Below are 15,903 nucleotides of genomic sequence, written 5' to 3' on the forward strand. Positions count from 1 at the left end.
CGGTCGCTATCTGACCGGTCGTCCGCAGATACCCGGAAATTTGCTACCCATGAACCTGTTCCTGTTTCTCACCGTCGTCCAGGCGATCATCGCCGCGGCTCTCGTCGCGATCGTGCTGATGCAGCGCTCCGAAGGCGGCGGCCTGGGGATCGGCGGCGGCGGCAGCCCCGGCGGGATCATGAGCGCGCGCGGCGCGGCCGATTTCCTCACCCGCACGACCAAGTGGCTGGCGGTGCTGTTCGTGGGGCTGGCGATCGTGATGGCCGCCGTGGCCGTGGGCGCGACCACCGGAAACGAAATCGACGACTCGCTCGACCGCACCGTGGTGCCGGTCCAGGGCGGCACCGACCCGCTGACCGGCCTTGCGGTCGATCCCGCAGCGCCGCCCGCGGCCGTTCCCGCTCCGGCCGAGCCGGCGCCGGGTAGCGACGATCCGCTGGCCGACGTCGCCCAGTAAGCGGGTTCGACGACTAATTGTGCATACGGGGCAAGTGTCGCTTGCCCCGAATCCAATTCGCCGCTTAAGGCCCGTCTCCCATGGCGCGGTTCATTTTTATTACCGGCGGCGTGGTCTCATCGCTTGGCAAGGGACTGATGGCGGCAAGCCTTGCCGCCCTTCTCCAGGCGCGCGGCTACAAAGTCCGGATTCGCAAGTTCGACCCCTACCTCAACGTCGATCCCGGGACGATGAGTCCCTACCAGCACGGCGAGGTCTACGTCACCGACGACGGGGCTGAAACCGACCTGGACCTGGGCCACTACGAGCGGTTCACCGGCGTTTCGGCCAGGCAGGCCGACAACATCACCAGCGGGCGGATTTACCAGCAGATCATCGCCAAGGAGCGCCGCGGCGATTATCTGGGCGCGACGGTGCAGGTGATCCCGCACGTGACCGATGCGATCAAGGAATTCGCACTGGCCGATACCGGCGAGCTCGATTTCGTGCTCTGCGAAATCGGCGGGACCGTAGGCGACATCGAAAGCCTGCCGTTCATTGAGGCGATTCGCCAGTTGCGCAACGAACTGGGCCGCGAGCAGACTTGCGCCGTCCACGTCACGCTGGTGCCTTACGTCTCGGCGGCCGGCGAGCTCAAGACCAAGCCGACGCAGCACTCGGTGCGCGAACTGACCAGCCTGGGCGTCCAGCCCGACTTGCTGCTGTGCCGCTGCGAGCATCCGCTGCCCGACAACGAACGCGCCAAGATCGCGCTGTTCACCAACGTGCGCAAGGAAGCGGTCATTCCCGCGCTCGACGCGCCTTCGATCTATGCGGTGCCCGGCCAGTATCATGCCGAGGGGCTGGACGACGAGGTGCTCCGCCACTTCGGCCTGACCGCGCCGGCGCCTGACATGGCTCGGTGGGACGACATCCTCGACCGGTACACCAACCCGGAAGGGGAGGTCACGGTTGCGGTCGTCGGAAAGTACGTCGGCCTGCCCGACGCCTACAAATCGCTCAACGAGGCGCTGGTCCACGGCGGCATGGCCAACCGGGTCAAGGTCAACATCCGCTGGATCGACGCGGAAATCTTCGAGACCGACGATGACGAAATCGCCGCGCGGCTCGAACCGATGCACGCCATCCTGGTCCCCGGCGGTTTCGGCACGCGGGGCAGCGAGGGCAAGATCGCCGCGGTGAAGTTCGCCCGCGAGCGCGGGGTGCCGTTTTTCGGCATCTGCCTCGGAATGCAGATGGCCTGCGTCGAGGCGGCCCGGGCGGCGGGCCATCCCAACGCCAGTTCGACCGAGTTCGGCCCGACCGACGAACCGGTCGTGGGGATCATCACCGAGTGGATGGGCAAGGAAGGCCTCGAGCAGCGCAGCGCCGAAGGCGACCTGGGCGGCACGATGCGTCTTGGCGCCTACGAGGCGAAGCTGGCCGGCAACAGCCACGTCAGCAGCATCTACGGTGGGGCCAGCGCGATCTTCGAACGGCACCGCCACCGCTACGAGGTCAATTCGGCCTATCGCGACTCGCTCGAGGGCGAGGGGCTGATCTTTTCCGGCATGAGCCCCGACGGCCTGTTGCCCGAAATCGTCGAGCGGCCGGATCATCCGTGGTTCGTCGGCGTCCAGTTCCACCCGGAACTGAAGAGCAAGCCGTTCGACCCGCACCCGCTGTTTGCCGGGTTCATCGCTGCAGCGCTGGCGCAATCACGGCTTGTCTGATTGCAGGACTAACCACATTTGTAAGAAAATGTCTCACTTGCACTCTTGTGAGTAACGACGCGTCGGATTATCCTTTGTTCATCGCTTGCGCCGTTTGAACGGGGCGAGGTCGGGTGGTCAGGGCCGCAAATCCAGACCATTCAATCGGTTCGTCTCCTCGAATGGCTGTCTTCTGCGACCCGGACAGCCAATTGCAGGGGGCGATTCGGCGCTTATGCGTCGAGGGGGCGGAACCCATCCCGGTTCCGCCCCCACATTTTATCCCAGCAAAGTCGGGTGAATCAGGCCGCGTCGGCCTGATCGTTCGCCACGTCGTCGTCCTTCACCAGGTCGAGCTTGTTGCGCTGGCCCGGCAGGGTGATCTTCTTCGGCTTCATCGCTTCGGGCACCTCGCGCACCAGATCGATGGCGAGCAGGCCGTCGGCCAGCTTGGCATCATCGACCCGCACGAAGTCGGCCAGTTCGAAGCGGCGCTCGAACCCGCGATTGGCGATGCCGAGATGCAGCATCTCGCCCTCGGGAACATCATCGCGCTTCTTGCCGATCACCACCAACAGGTTCTGCTGGGCGGTGATGTCGAGATCGTCGGGCCGGAAGCCGGCGACTGCCAGCGTGATGCGGTAGGCATCCTCGCCGCGACGCTCGATGTTGAACGGCGGATAATTGTCGCCGCCGCCCGGGGCACCGCGCGTGGTGTTCTCGAGCAGGTCGAACAGCCGGTCGAAGCCGACGGTGGAACGGCGATAGGGGGTAAAATCGAGACGGTTCATGATGTTACAAATCCTCTTGTGAGCAATTTGAAAATGGCGGAAGCCCTTCATGGCACTTCCGTGATCGAAGATAGGATGGCGCTCGGCGCGGTCAAGAGTTAGGAAGGCGCTGAAACGGAAGGCGAAACGATGGCGGCCAAAGTCGAGATATATACCAAGGCCTGGTGCGGTTTTTGCCACCGGGCCAAGCGGCTGCTGACCGACAAGGGCGTCGAATTCATCGAATACGACGTGACGATGGATCGCGAAAAGCGCGAGGAAATGGTCCAGCGCCGCCCGGGCGCGATGACGGTGCCGCAGATCTTCATCGACGGGCAGGCGATCGGCGGCAGCGACGATCTCGCCGCGCTGGAACGCGAAGGCAAGCTGGACAGCCTGCTCGGCCTCTGACAGGCAGCGGCGCATGACGCGCGTAGCTCTTCTGCAGATGACCACCGGGATCGATCCCGTCCAGAACGCCCAGACGATTATCGACGCCATCGGGCAGGCGAAGGCGGGCGGGGCCGAGATGCTGTTCACCCCCGAGATGTCCGGTCTTCTCGACCGCGACCGGGAGCGCGCGGCACCCAACATCGTAGCCGAGGGGGTGGACCCGGTCCTGGCAGCCGTGCGTGAAGCGGCGGCGGCAGCAGGGCTGTGGGTTGCGCTGGGATCGCTCGCCATTCGTCGCGAGGACGGGCGTCTGGCCAACCGGGCGTTCACGATCGACCCCTCGGGAGCGATCGCCGCGCGCTACGACAAGATACACATGTTCGACGTGACCCTTGCGACCGGCGAGACCTGGCGGGAATCGGCCGCTTATGCGCCGGGCGAACAGGTCGTGGTGGTCGACGGGACGCCGCTGGGCAGGCTGGGCCTGTCGATCTGCTACGACGTGCGCTTCCCCGCGCTCTACGAACAGCTCGGACGGCTGCAATGCGACGCCATCTCGATCCCCGCTGCCTTCACCGTCCCGACGGGCCAGGCGCACTGGCACCTGTTGCAGCGCGCCCGCGCGGTGGAGGCCAGCGCATGGGTGATTTCCGCGGCGCAGGTGGGCCACCATGACGACGGTCGCAACACCTTCGGCCATTCGCTGGTGGTCGATCCGTGGGGCGAAGTTGCGCTCGACATGGGCAACGAGGCGGCAGGTCTCGCCTTTGCCGAGATCGACCACGGCCGCACCGCCGACGTGCGCTCGCAGCTCCCCAGCCTTGCCAACAAGCGCCCGGTTCCCACATCGACGCCATGATCGTGTTTAACCTGAGCTGCGCCGGGGGCCATCGGTTCGAAGGATGGTTCGGCTCGTCCACCGATTACGCCGACCAGCACGAGCGCGGTCTGGTGTTATGCCCGCAATGCGGTTCGGCCGACGTGGGCAAGGCGCCCACCGCGCCTGCAGTGCCGCGCAAGGGCAACGCGAAGCCCGAGGCTACTCCGGTCGCCGGAGGGCAACTTCCGCCGGAGGCACGGGCCATGCTGGACAAGATCGCCCGCATGCAGGCCGAGGCGCTGAAGACATCTACCTGGGTCGGTGACGACTTCGCCGAGCAATCGCGCAAGATGCATTACGGCGAGCAGGACGCCGCCCCGATCCACGGCAAGGCCACGCCCGACGAGGCGCGCGGGCTGGCGGAGGAGGGCGTTCCGGTCATGCCCTTGCTCGTTCCGGTGACGCCGCCGGACGAACTCAACTGATTGCCTAGCGCCGTGCCGGCCCGTAAAGGGACGCGCGGCGCGCCCGTAGCTCAGCAGGATAGAGCATCGGATTCCTAATCCGGGGGCCACAGGTTCGAATCCTGTCGGGCGCACCAAGATTTTGCGCTATCGCTTCGCTCGTCGAGCGCGGGGGTGCCGCTCCCTAGATGCGAGGTCGCTTCAAAAGCGCATTCAGATTGCCCAATGCACGCCTTTGCCAATCCTGCCCGTTTCCTGCGCATTGCCCGGCCGCTCACGCCGGTCCTGTTGCTGTCGGGCCTGCTCCTGACGGGCGCGGCGCTCGGCTACGGCCTGTTTCTCGCCCCGGCGGAGAGGCTGCAAGGGGAAACCGTGCGGATCCTCTTCATCCACGTGCCGACTGCCTGGCTGGGGATGGCCGGGTGGAGCGCGATCGCCGTGGCTAGCCTGGTCGAACTGGTCTGGCGCCACCCTCTCGCGGCGCTTGCGGCGCGCGCTTCTGCACTGCCCGGCGCGGTCTTCACCTTCCTGTGCCTCGCCACAGGCTCCATCTGGGGCCGCCCCGCCTGGGGCACTTGGTGGGTGTGGGACGGCAGGCTGACCTCGATGCTCGTGCTCCTGTTTCTCTACTTCGGATACATGGCCCTGGCGAACGCGCTCGACCGCGAGAGCGGATCGAGCCGCATCGCCGCGATCTTCGGCTTGGTCGGGGCGGTGAATATCCCGATCATCCACTATTCGGTCATCTGGTGGAACAGCCTGCACCAGCCACCCAGCCTGACGACGGGCGGATCCGCCATGGCGGGGCCGTTCCTGTGGGGCCTGCTCGCTGCCACGCTGGGATTTTCGCTGCTGTTCGGCGGGGTCGTGCTGGCGCGAATGCGCACCTTGCTGGCCGACATACAAGCAGAGGCGCGACTGCGCCGGAAAGCGCTCGAGGCATGAGGGAAGCGCTCGATCAATGGACGTTCGTGATCGCCGCGTACGCGGTGGGCGTGGGCACGACGCTGGCGCTGGTCGCCTGGTCTTGGTGGACCATGCGCCGGGCCGAGAAGCGGCGCGACACGGTTCGCGGGAAATGAGCGTGGCGCTCAAGGCCAAGCACCAGCGCCTGGTGCTCGTCGTCGTCGCGTTGATCGCGATCCTGGCGGCGGGCGCGCTTGCCGCCTGGGCGCTGCGCAACCAGGCGAGCTATTTCTACGTTCCCTCCGACGTCGCCGCCAACCCGCCCGTGCCCGGGCAGGCCGTGCGCTTGGGCGGAATGGTCGAGGCCGGTTCGCTCAAGACCCAGGCGGACGGCGTGACCATCAACTTCGTCGTCGGCGACGGAGACGCCCGGGTGCCGGTGGTGTTCAGCGGCATCGTGCCCGACCTGTTCGTCGAAGGGTCGGGCGTGGTCGCCGAAGGCAGCTTCGAGGCGGACGGCACGTTTCGCGCCAGCAATCTCCTGGCCAAGCACGACGAGAACTACATCCCGCGCGAGCTGGAGCACATGACCGAGGCGCAGAAGCTCCAGGCCGTGGCCGAGACCAGCGAATGAAACTTGCGCGATGATTGCCGAGCTGGGTCTCGCCGCCCTGTGGCTCGCCGCGGCGCTGGCCGCGCTGCAGTGCGTCGCGGGACTGCTTGCCCTGCGTGCGCAAGGCGAGGGGCTGGGCGCGATCGTGCGGCCGGCTGCGGTGGTGCAGGCCATCCTCGCCCTCGTGTCGTTCGCCATGCTCGTCTGGCTGTTCGCGCGGACCGACCTGTCGGTGCTGCTGGTCGCCAGCAATTCGCATTCGGAAAAGCCGCTCATCTTCAAGCTCGCCGGAGCATGGGGCAATCACGAAGGCTCGATGCTGCTGTGGGTCACGGTGATGGCGCTAGCCGGCGGGCTTATCGCCCTGGTCGAACGGCGCCTGCCCGACAGGACGATGCTGGCGACGCTGGGCGCGCAGGCCTTCGTGGGGCTCGGCTTCTATGCCTTCCTGCTGTTCTCCTCGAACCCGTTCGAACGACTTTCCCCGGTGCCCGCCGATGGCGCCGGCCTCAATCCCCTGCTGCAGGACCTCGGCCTGGCGTTCCATCCGCCCACGCTCTACTTCGGCTACGTCGGTCTCTCGATCGCCTTCAGCTTCGCGGTCGGCGCGCTGATGACGCGCAGTGTCACCCCGGAATTCGCCCGCGTGATGCGGCCCTGGGTGCTGGGCGCGTGGATCTTTCTGACGCTGGGTATCACGGCAGGGTCCTACTGGGCCTATTACGAGCTTGGCTGGGGTGGCTGGTGGTTCTGGGACCCGGTCGAGAACGCGTCGCTCATGCCGTGGCTGGCGGCGACGGCCCTGCTCCACTCGGCCAGCGTGCTGGCGTCGCGCGATGCCTTGCGCACGTGGACCATCATGCTGGGCGTCGTCGCCTTCTCGATGAGCATGATCGGCACGTTCCTCGTGCGCTCGGGCATTCTCACCAGCGTTCACGCCTTTGCCGTGGATCCCGAGCGCGGCAGCTTCATCCTGGCGCTGCTGGCAATCTACATCGGCGGCGCGCTGGCGTTGTTCGCGGTGCGCGCCGGGACCATCACGGAGGGCGAACGCTTCGCCCCGGTCAGCCGGGAAGGCGCGCTGGTGGTCAACAACGTCGCGCTCTCGGCCATTCTCGGCATCGTGCTGGTCGGCACGCTCTATCCGCTGCTGACCGAAGCCTTCGGCGTGAAGGTCTCTGTCGGGCCGCCGTATTTCAATCCTGTCGGCGCGATCTTCCTGGTGCCCATGCTGCTGGTCCTGCTGGTGGGCCCGCTGCTGCGCTGGCGGCACGACCGCTTCGCCCGTGTTCAGAACCCCGTGGTCCTTGCGGTTTCGGTTGGCCTTGTCGTTCTGATCGGACTGGTTGTTCTAGCGCAGCCCGACTTGCTGCCCCTCATCGGCATTGCGTTGGCCGCGGCGGTAGCCGTGGCGAGCGTGCTGCCGCTGTGGAAGCGGAACCTGCGGCGCACGCCGCTGGCTACGTGGGGCATGGTCATGGCCCATCTGGGCGTCGCGGTTTCGCTCTTCGGCATGGGGGCTGACAGCGCCTTCACGGTCGAGAAGCTCGCCGCCGTCAGGCCGGGCGAGACGGTAAGCGCGGGCCCGTGGCTGGTCCGGCTCGACGCGGTCGAACCCGTGGCGGGCGAAAACTGGACAGCGATCGAGGGGCGCATGACGGCACGCTACGGCAACGGCACGCCGCGCCCGGTGGCCCCGCAGGCCCGCACGTTCTGGACCCCGCCGCAGGAAACCACCGAATCCGCGCTCCTGACGCGCTGGAACGGGCAGCTATACGCGGTGCTGGGCGATGAGGCTGAGGACGGGCGCTGGCAGGTCCGGCTGTGGTGGAAGCCCTTCGTCACCTGGATCTGGCTGGGCGGCCTGCTGATCGCGCTCGGCGGCGCGCTCGCTTTGGTCGGCCGGGTCGTCGGCGACCTCCGGCTGCGCGAGCGCAAGCGCCTGATCGCCGTGCGCCATGCGGAGCCGGCGAAATGACCGGCTGGAAGTTCTGGCTGCCCGTGGCGCTGTTTTTCGCGCTTGTGACGATGTTCGCGCTGCAATTGTCCCGCCCTAAGGATGAATTCGTCGCCAGCGCGATGATCGGCAAGCCCGTACCGGCGTTCGACCTGCCGGCGGCAGTGGCCGATCGGCCGGGGTTGTCGAGCACGGACCTGGCCGACGGTACGCCGCGGCTGCTAAACGTCTTTGCCAGCTGGTGCGTGCCGTGCATCGCCGAGGCGCCGCAGCTCGCGCTGCTCGAGCGGGCGGGGGCGCCGATCGTCGGCGTGGCCATTCGCGACACGCCCGAGGACCTTGCCAGGTTCCTGCAAACAAACGGGAATCCCTTCATCCGCATCGGCGCGGACGATGTTTCGGAAGTGCAGTTCAAGATCGGCAGCTCGGGCGTTCCCGAGACCTTCGTGATCGACGGCAAGGGCATCATCCGCCACCAGCACATTGGCGACATCCGCGATTCCGACGTGCCCGTCCTGCTCGAAAAGCTGCAGGAGGCGCGCGAATGAAGCGCCTGATCTTTGCGATCCTGCTGTGTTCGGCGCTGCCGGTCGCGGCGCAGGACAAGCTGCCGCCCGCCCCTTACGCCTACCGCCAGCTCGACGACCCGTCGCTCGAGGCCAAGGCCCAGGCGCTGATGGAATCCATCCGCTGCCTCAAGTGCCAGAGCCAGTCGATCGCGGACAGCGATGCACAGATGGCGGGCGACATGCGCCACCAGGTGCGCAGCCGGATCGCAGCGGGCGAGGAGCCGGAGGCCATTCGCGCCTGGCTGGTCGAGCGCTATGGCGACTGGGTCAGCTACAAGCCCGAGGTTTCGGCCACCACATGGCCGCTGTTCGCCCTGCCGCTGCTGCTGCTGGTCGTCGGCGCGCTGATCATGCAGCGACGCTTCGCGAGGCGCGCATGAGCTGGGTGCTCGCCATCGGCCTGACGGCGGCGGCCTTCGCGGTCTTCGTCTACGGCTTCCGCCTGCCTCGCGCGGCCTGGACGACCGTGCTGGCCGCGCTCGCCCTGGGGCTCGCGGGCTATGCCTGGCAGGGCAAGCCGGGCCTGGCGGGCGCTCCCAGGGCCGCGGCGCCGCAAGTGCCGGGCGAGGGCGGGGCGATGGTCGAGATGCGCCGCTCGATCCTGCCCGACAGGTTCGAAAGCCAGTCGGCCCGCCTGATCACCGCCGACGCGCTGCTCCGGCGCGACCGCTATACCGAGGCGGCAACGCTGCTGCGCGGGGCGGTGCGCGAGAATCCGAAGGACGGCGAAAGCTGGCTGGCGCTGGGCAACGCCCTGGTCGCGGCGACTGGCGGCACGATGACCCCGGCGGCGCGCCTCGCCTATCGCCGGGCCGAGGCGGTCGCTCCCGAAAGCCCGGGCGTGCCGTTCTTCGTGGGCATTTCGCTGCTGCAGGAGGGACAGCTCGTCGAGGCGGCGCAGGCGTGGCGCGACGCCGCCGGCCGCGCGCCCGAAGGCAGCGACGAGCGCGCCGCGATCATGAGCCGGGTCGAGCGGCTCGACACCGTCATGCGGCAGATCGTTGCCCAGCAACAAGGCGAGGCATTCCCCCCGCAAATGCCGGAGGCGCCGCAAATAGCACCTCCAGAAGCGCCAGCGCCCTGATCAGAAGCTGACGACGACCTTGCCGATCTGCTGGTTGGATTCGAGGAAGCGATTGGCCTCGGGAAGAGCCTCCAGTCCGTGGAATTCGCGCGCGATCACGGGTTTGAGCTGACCGCCCGCGAGGCCGGCGAGGATCCGTTCCTTCGCCGCCTCGAAACGGTGCGGGTGGTTCCAGATCTCGCTGGCGACCCAGCCACGCATCGAGCACCCCTTGAACGCCATCTGCCAGTGCGGGTAGGGCGTCGCGCTTTCCGACAGGCCGCCGTAGACGAACAGGATGCCGCGCGGGCGCAGGGCCGTGGCCAGCGTTTCGACGTAGGGCCCGCCGACAGGATCGAACGCGACATAGGCGCCCTTCCCGTGGGTGATGGCCATGACCCGCTCAACGAGGTCTTCCTCCTCGGTCGCCACGACATGGGCGGCGCCCTGCTGGATCAGGGCATCGGCCTTGTCGCTGGTGCGCGTGGCTGCGATCGATACCGCACCGGCCCAGTTGGCCAGCTGGATCGCCGCCAGACCCACGCTGGAGCTTGCCGCGCGGATGATCACGCCGTCATCGATCCCGACATTGGCGACTTCGACGAGCGCATATGCCGTCATGTATTGCATCCAGATCGACGCAGCTTCCGCCGGCGAAAGTCCGGGCGGGGCGGGGACGAGGATGCGTGCTGGGACGATCGCCTGCTCCGCCCAGATGCCGTACTGGCCCTGCTGGATCATCGGCAGCACGCAGACCCGGTCGCCTTCCCGGAAACCCTCGACCCCCGGCCCCAGCGCCTCGATCACGCCCACGCCTTCGTAGCCGATGAGCGTGGGAAGCACCGGCTTGATGGGATAACGGCCCGCGCGGTACATCGCTTCCGACCGGTTGAGGCCGACCGCTTCCACCTTGATGCGGATCTCGCCGGCGCCGGGATCGCCGACCGCCATGTCCTCGATCTGCAAATTGTCCGGGCCGCCCAGCGTATGGACCCTGATCACACGCGCCATTCCTGCTCTCCTCTTGTCTCTCGAAGCTTTGCGGGCAGACCCCGCGCCTGTCCAGTTGGCAAAGAAAAAGGGCCCCTCCCGAAGGAGAGGCCCCAATTCTTCGGCATGACTGCCCGGATCAGAACTTGGCGTTGAAGCCGAGGTAGAACCGGCGGCCAAGTGCGTCGTAGTTGGTCACGTTCACACCACCACCGGACAGCTGGAAAGCTGCCGGGTTGGCGACCGGGTTGGTGTTGCCGAACAGCGGCGCCTTGTCGAACAGGTTGTCGACACCGAAGCGCATCGTCAGGTTGTCCGTCACCGCATACGAGGTGTTCAGGTTGAACAGATCGTACTTGCCGTAGCCGGTGTTGGTCGTGCCCGAAGCGATGGCCGGCAGATGCTGCCACTGCAGACCGACCCGCAGCCCCTCGAGCGAGTAGGCGATCGAGGTGAAGGTCTTCCAGCGGAAGGCGCCGGAGGTGCTCAGGCCGCTGTCCGGTGCCGCGAAGGTGCCGGCGTATTCACGGAACGGAGTCCGCGAAGCTTCCGGAACGCCCGAGTAGAACGGCGAGGATTCGAGGCTGATCAGGTAGTTGAACACCGTGTTGAGCGAGAACCGGCCCGGTCCGAGGTCGAAGGCCCAGTCGAACTGCGCGTCGACACCCGAGGTGCGGAAGGCACCGCTGTTGGTGTAGGCGAGTTGGACCGCACCGATGCCGCCACCCGTTCCGCGTGCAAAGTTGTTGCAGAAGAAGGTGTTGGGATCGAACGTCGGGTTGAACGACGAGTCAAGGCAGAGCTGCTGGAGCGTCTGACCGGACTGCAGACCGATCGCATCGTCGACCTTGATGCTGTAGTAGTCGACCGCCAAGCGCATGCCGCTGAGCATGGGCGAGGAGAACGGCGATGACAGCACGCCGCCGATGGTCAGCGTCTTGGCCTTTTCCGGCGTCAGGTTCGGGTTGCCCACGAAATAGGGGAACGCGAAGCCCGGAGCCGTCGAGGTGCTGGTCGAGCCCGGCGACGGAGCGATGTAGTTCGGATCGTTGACCGGAAGCCCGTTGCCGTAGAACGACACCGAATTGAGCGGCTGGCCGGGAATCTGCGTCTTGTCCATCAAGGCAACGCAGAGCGCCCGCACCTTCGCGCCGTTCGGATTCGACGGGTTCGCCGAGTAGGAGAACGGGTTGCCGGTCGAGCAGGCGTCACCACCGGTCAGCAGACCGAAGTTCTGCGTGAACGAGTAGAGCTCACCGATGTTCGGCGCGCGTTCGGCCACGTTGTAGGTACCACGGAAGCGAAGGAAATCGGTGACTTCCCAGTTGGCTTCCGCCTTCCAGGTCGTGCTTCCGCCGGTCTGGCTGGAGTCCGAGTAACGGATACCGCCGACGACTTCCAACATCTGCACGAACGGCAGGTTGTGGATCAGCGGAACCGCGATTTCGCCGTAAACTTCCTTGTAGCTCAGCTCTTCGTCGATGCTGCGCGCAGGGTAGATGCCCAGGGTCTGATCGAGGAAGGAGCTGTCGGCTTCCTTGATGGTGTCCTCGAGGAACTCGTAGGCGTTCTTGCGATAGGTCGCACCAAGAGCGGTCCTGACCTCGCCTGCGGGCAGGTTGAAGAGCCCGCCCTGCAGGTTTCCTTCGTAGATCGTCTGGACCATGACGCCGGTCTCCTTGAGAGGAGCTTCGACGGCATCGATACAATCCTGCGTAACCACCAGGTTCGCATCGAACGGATTGAGACCGCTGGTGCAGGTCGCCTTGTTCGCGCCGAATCCGCCACCGACGGCGTTGCCGGTCCGCGCGAAGCCCTTGCCGAAGTTCGGCGCGGACATCACGGCCCTCAGACGCTCGAGCGAGGCCGTGCCGGTGGTGAGCGAGTTGGTGGTCGACTCACCGCGCTGCGCGGTCACGTCCCAGGTCCAGTCGGAGCCCGGGATGGTGCCTTCGAAGCCGGCCAGGATGTTGTAGGTGTACTGGTCGGTGAAGACCTCGCGGTTGCCGAGGCCCGGAACATACCCGGTCGGCGACCAGGGCGCGTTCGGATCCGTACGGGCGTTGAGCAAGGCAACGAGCGCCGGGGGCAAGTAGCTGGCATCGTTCACGACCGTGCCGTTGACCACGGTGTTGCGATAGCGCGGAATGACCACGTTCCAGCCGCCGACGATCGGGCCGGGCTGCTGCACGGTGGCCGTCTCGGACTTGTTGAAGTAGCCCTGCGCGATCACCGACACGTTGTCGTTGATCTCGTAATTGCCCCGCATGTAGAAGTTGTAGCGGGTGAGCGGCAGGTTGATGTAATCTTCCTGGAAGTTCTGGCTCAACGTTCCCAGCGACGACTTCACGGTCAGCTGCTGGTCGATCAGGCTGGCCGGGAAGTTGCTGACGCCCGAAAGGCCGGCAGCCGAAGCACCCATGGTGAAGGGCGTGTTACCCAGGAAGTACAGCGTGGTCGTGGCCGACACGTTGGACCCGGCCGGGCGGTTGGGGAAATAGCTGTTGAGCAGCGTCTGGTAGTTGGCGTTCGCGCCGGTCTGCACCAGGCCCGAATAGATCGGGAAGAAGTAGTTGCCGCCCACGTTCGGGTTGGCGAACACGTCGCGGAACCAGGGGCGGTCGACGCGCAGCGAGGGGAAACGGCGGGCGTGGGCGATCGCCACGCTGATGTTGCCGCGGCCATCGGCGAAGTCGCTGCCCATGATGCCGCTGAGCTGGTATTCGTCGCCGTCGCCACGCTGGGACAGGCCATACTGGCCGTCGAATTCGACACCCTCGAAGTTCTTCTTGAGGATGAAGTTCGTCACGCCGGCCACGGCGTCGGCACCGTAGGTCGACGAGGCGCCGCCCGAGATGATTTCGACGCGCTCGATGGCGGCCGAGGGGATGGTGTTGATATCCACCGCCATGTTGGCGTTGCCCGGGGTCGCGCGGCGACCGTCGATCAGCACCAGGTTGCGGTTGGAGCCGATGCCGCGCAGCGACACGGTGGCCGAGCCGGGGGTGTTGTTCGGCGAGGCCTGAATGTCACCGCCTTGGACCGGGGTCTTTTCCGGGGTGAACTGCGGCAGCTTGTTGAGGTTGACTTCGACCGAGCCGGTGCTGGAATTGGCCAGCAGCTCTTCGCCGACGGTCACGATCGGGCTGTTCGCCTCATAGTCCTGGCGCGCGATGCGCGAACCGGTGACGATGATCGCCTGCCCTTCGACGACTTCCTCTTCCTCGGCGTCCTGCGCCATGGCGGGCGCGGACATGATGACCAGGCCCGCGCCGCTTGCCAGCAGCAGGCCCTTGAAAACCGCGCTGCGGCTTGTCTGCAAACTCCTCACTTCGAGCTCCCTTCACAGATTAGGCGTGCGGACGATCGGCCGCCGCCGGTTTTATGCATTGTCGTGTTCCGGGCGGCCCTGCACCGCCCAAGAATTCGCTGATTGAGAGGTATGACATGGCCCCCGCAGCCCATGCGGGCCGCATGTCCTGCGCTGTTTCGCGCAAAGGCCATCGATTCTTCCCTCCCAAACGGGCTTACCCTGTTGAATCGGGTGTTTCCGTCACGACCGTTAATATGCTCACGCGTTGATAGTGTCTAGCCTTGGCCTCTCCGCCGGCCGGGGAAACAGGATAATCCCCGCAATATTACGCCGGTTTGCCAGCTCGACGCTGCAGTTTCGTTGCGTCTCTGGAGCGATGTACGAGGGATTTTAGTAAGGTTTTCAACGCTTCTTTCGCTTGGCTGCCTACAGGCGTCGAGCGAGTGTTGCCTCTACGCATCATTGTTGGACTTTGTCCGGAATACCCACGGTTGATAATGTCCATCGCCATTGCCCAACTGACACTTTGCAGCGCCCGCAATCGGGGCTACGCATGCGGCGGGGGAGAGGACAGCTGTCGGAATGAGCAAGCTTCAGTCCGCGGAACAGCGGCGAAACGGCGGATCAGCGATGCAGGCGGCGCGCCCCGACGACGGCTGGCGCACGGCGCTCCAAGCCTACGCCGCCGGCCTGTGGGCCCGCGCCGCGACCGGCAGTAAGGAGCCGGACCTGCCCACCCTGCCGGCACTTGGGTCAATGGCCGGAGAGGCGCTCGCGCTGGTCGAGACCTTCGCGCTGGGCGCCGTCGCCCGCGCACAGCGGGGTGGGGCCACCCTGCCTGACAGCCCGCCCGAGGATTTTTCCTCGCAGATCGGGCTGATCCTCAACAGCCTCGAGCCGAGCGCGGCAACGCGGCGCTCCAGCCCAGAGGGCGATGCGCCGATCGTGTTCCAGAGCGAGCTCTGGCAGGTCCTCCACAAGATGCGCGAGAGCGCCGAGCTGTCCTACTCGCGCGAGGCGGAGCTGGTCGAACTCGATCGCCGCATCCTGTTCCTGCTGCGGCAGAACGGCCCGACCGTGCCCGCCGGACTGTCGAGCGCCGTGGGGGTGGACAAGGCGCAGGTCAGCCGTTCGGTCAAGCGGCTGCTCGAACTGCGCATGGCCGAACGCGATCAGATCCGCTCGCCCGTGGCGCTGACCCGCAAGGGCGAGGTGGTCGCCGACCGGCTGCTCCGGCTCGCCGACCTGCGCAACCGCGAACTGACCTTCGATATCGAGGACGAGGAGCTCGACGAGTTCTTCGCCGCGATGGAAAAATTGCTCGACCGCTCGGTAGCGCTTTACGAGCAGGAGCGTGCGAAGACGGCCGATCCGGGCCGCGACGACGGCGAGATCGAGACCACGGTGGCCGAGCGCCGCGCGGGCGAGGCCCTGCCGCTCGACCGGTCGCGCATCATGTCGCCGCTGCTCACGCTGAGCGCCTACTTCAGCCGCAGCGGCGCACTCGCCTTCAAGCGGCGCACGGGCCTGTCGAATTTCGAGGCGTGGGTCCTGAACGAGGTCGGGCGCGCGTCGCCGATCGACTGGCCGACGCTGACCGACGCCCTCCAGCGCGATCACAGCCAGGCCGGCCGCACCGTGCGCGCGCTGATGGACCGGGGCCTGCTTGCCCGCGAGGGACGACCCGGGCGTCGCCACGGCCGGTTCTATCCCACGCCCGAAGGCGGGCGCCTGTACGACATTATCCAGGACACCAGCATCGAGCGCAGCACGTTCCTCATGGCGCCGTTGGGCGAGAAGGAGCGGGAGCGATTTCTGGCGACGTTCGACAAGCTGCGGCGCAATGCCGAGGCACAGCTCGAGCGCGAGCGCGCGTTCGACGAACTGGACCGCTGAG

At 66.5% G+C, this 15,903-nt stretch carries 16 protein-coding genes and 1 tRNA gene; 14 read left to right on the top strand and 3 right to left on the bottom strand.

Going from position 1 to position 15,903, the window contains the following annotated elements:
• Positions 1-55 precede the first annotated feature (55 nt).
• A complete protein-coding gene (secG, locus tag ACWPMZ_RS06780) occupies positions 56-457 on the top strand; it encodes a preprotein translocase subunit SecG (protein ID WP_455704176.1) in 402 nt (133 codons plus the stop codon).
• An 80-nt stretch (positions 458-537) separates the two neighbouring features.
• The gene (locus ACWPMZ_RS06785; protein ID WP_455703247.1) at positions 538-2,169 is read left to right on the top strand and encodes a CTP synthase; all 1,632 of its coding nucleotides are present in this window, start codon (positions 538-540) and stop codon (positions 2,167-2,169) included.
• Positions 2,170-2,450: 281 nt separating this feature from the next.
• Here ACWPMZ_RS06785 and ACWPMZ_RS06790 read toward each other — a convergent pair whose 3' ends face one another.
• On the bottom strand, positions 2,451-2,939 hold the full coding sequence (locus ACWPMZ_RS06790) for an Hsp20 family protein (protein WP_455703248.1): 489 nt from the start codon (positions 2,937-2,939) through the stop codon (positions 2,451-2,453).
• Positions 2,940-3,068: 129 nt separating this feature from the next.
• Between ACWPMZ_RS06790 and grxC the strand changes: the two genes are divergently transcribed.
• The 11 genes from grxC (at position 3,069) to ACWPMZ_RS06845 (ending at position 9,724) form a co-directional block, all read left to right on the top strand.
• Entirely contained in the window at positions 3,069-3,329 is a 261-nt protein-coding gene (gene grxC, locus ACWPMZ_RS06795) for a glutaredoxin 3 (protein ID WP_455703249.1), read from the top strand.
• A 13-nt stretch (positions 3,330-3,342) separates the two neighbouring features.
• Entirely contained in the window at positions 3,343-4,170 is an 828-nt protein-coding gene (locus tag ACWPMZ_RS06800) for a carbon-nitrogen hydrolase family protein (RefSeq protein ID WP_455703250.1), read from the top strand.
• Complete coding sequence (locus ACWPMZ_RS06805) at positions 4,167-4,616, top strand: DUF1178 family protein (RefSeq protein ID WP_455703251.1); 450 nt, start codon at positions 4,167-4,169, stop codon at positions 4,614-4,616. The genes ACWPMZ_RS06800 and ACWPMZ_RS06805 overlap by 4 nt, the downstream gene beginning before the upstream one ends.
• A gap of 39 nt (positions 4,617-4,655) precedes the next feature.
• Positions 4,656-4,732: transfer RNA gene (locus ACWPMZ_RS06810), tRNA-Arg, on the top strand.
• A gap of 88 nt (positions 4,733-4,820) precedes the next feature.
• Positions 4,821-5,540 carry a heme ABC transporter permease CcmC gene (gene ccmC / locus ACWPMZ_RS06815; protein WP_455703252.1) on the top strand — a complete coding sequence of 240 codons (720 nt, stop codon included), beginning with the start codon at positions 4,821-4,823 and terminating at the stop codon, positions 5,538-5,540.
• Positions 5,537-5,677: a hypothetical protein gene (locus ACWPMZ_RS06820; RefSeq protein ID WP_455703253.1), complete on the top strand. Its 141-nt coding sequence runs from the start codon at positions 5,537-5,539 to the stop codon at positions 5,675-5,677. The genes ccmC and ACWPMZ_RS06820 overlap by 4 nt, the downstream gene beginning before the upstream one ends.
• On the top strand, positions 5,674-6,135 hold the full coding sequence (gene ccmE / locus ACWPMZ_RS06825; RefSeq protein WP_455703254.1) for a cytochrome c maturation protein CcmE: 462 nt from the start codon (positions 5,674-5,676) through the stop codon (positions 6,133-6,135). Before ACWPMZ_RS06820 ends, ccmE begins: the two co-directional genes overlap by 4 nt.
• A 10-nt stretch (positions 6,136-6,145) precedes the next feature.
• Complete coding sequence (locus ACWPMZ_RS06830; protein WP_455703255.1) at positions 6,146-8,092, top strand: heme lyase CcmF/NrfE family subunit; 1,947 nt, start codon at positions 6,146-6,148, stop codon at positions 8,090-8,092.
• On the top strand, positions 8,089-8,619 hold the full coding sequence (locus ACWPMZ_RS06835) for a DsbE family thiol:disulfide interchange protein (protein WP_455703256.1): 531 nt from the start codon (positions 8,089-8,091) through the stop codon (positions 8,617-8,619). The genes ACWPMZ_RS06830 and ACWPMZ_RS06835 overlap by 4 nt, the downstream gene beginning before the upstream one ends.
• Positions 8,616-9,020: a cytochrome c-type biogenesis protein gene (locus tag ACWPMZ_RS06840; protein ID WP_455703257.1), complete on the top strand. Its 405-nt coding sequence runs from the start codon at positions 8,616-8,618 to the stop codon at positions 9,018-9,020. The genes ACWPMZ_RS06835 and ACWPMZ_RS06840 overlap by 4 nt, the downstream gene beginning before the upstream one ends.
• Positions 9,017-9,724 carry a tetratricopeptide repeat protein gene (locus ACWPMZ_RS06845; RefSeq protein WP_455703258.1) on the top strand — a complete coding sequence of 236 codons (708 nt, stop codon included), beginning with the start codon at positions 9,017-9,019 and terminating at the stop codon, positions 9,722-9,724. The genes ACWPMZ_RS06840 and ACWPMZ_RS06845 overlap by 4 nt, the downstream gene beginning before the upstream one ends.
• Here ACWPMZ_RS06845 and ACWPMZ_RS06850 read toward each other — a convergent pair whose 3' ends face one another.
• Together ACWPMZ_RS06850 and ACWPMZ_RS06855 are read right to left on the bottom strand one after the other, a co-directional pair.
• Positions 9,725-10,714 carry a zinc-dependent alcohol dehydrogenase family protein gene (locus ACWPMZ_RS06850; RefSeq protein ID WP_455703259.1) on the bottom strand — a complete coding sequence of 330 codons (990 nt, stop codon included), beginning with the start codon at positions 10,712-10,714 and terminating at the stop codon, positions 9,725-9,727.
• A gap of 118 nt (positions 10,715-10,832) precedes the next feature.
• The gene (locus ACWPMZ_RS06855; RefSeq protein WP_455703260.1) at positions 10,833-14,024 is read right to left on the bottom strand and encodes a TonB-dependent receptor domain-containing protein; all 3,192 of its coding nucleotides are present in this window, start codon (positions 14,022-14,024) and stop codon (positions 10,833-10,835) included.
• Positions 14,025-14,588: 564 nt separating this feature from the next.
• Between ACWPMZ_RS06855 and ACWPMZ_RS06860 the strand changes: the two genes are divergently transcribed.
• Positions 14,589-15,902 (top strand): winged helix-turn-helix transcriptional regulator, encoded by a 1,314-nt coding sequence (locus tag ACWPMZ_RS06860; RefSeq protein WP_455703261.1) that lies wholly within the window; start codon positions 14,589-14,591, stop codon positions 15,900-15,902.
• The last annotated feature ends 1 nt before the right edge of the window (position 15,903 follow it).

It is taken from the genome of Tsuneonella sp. HG222 (genome assembly GCF_053819185.1).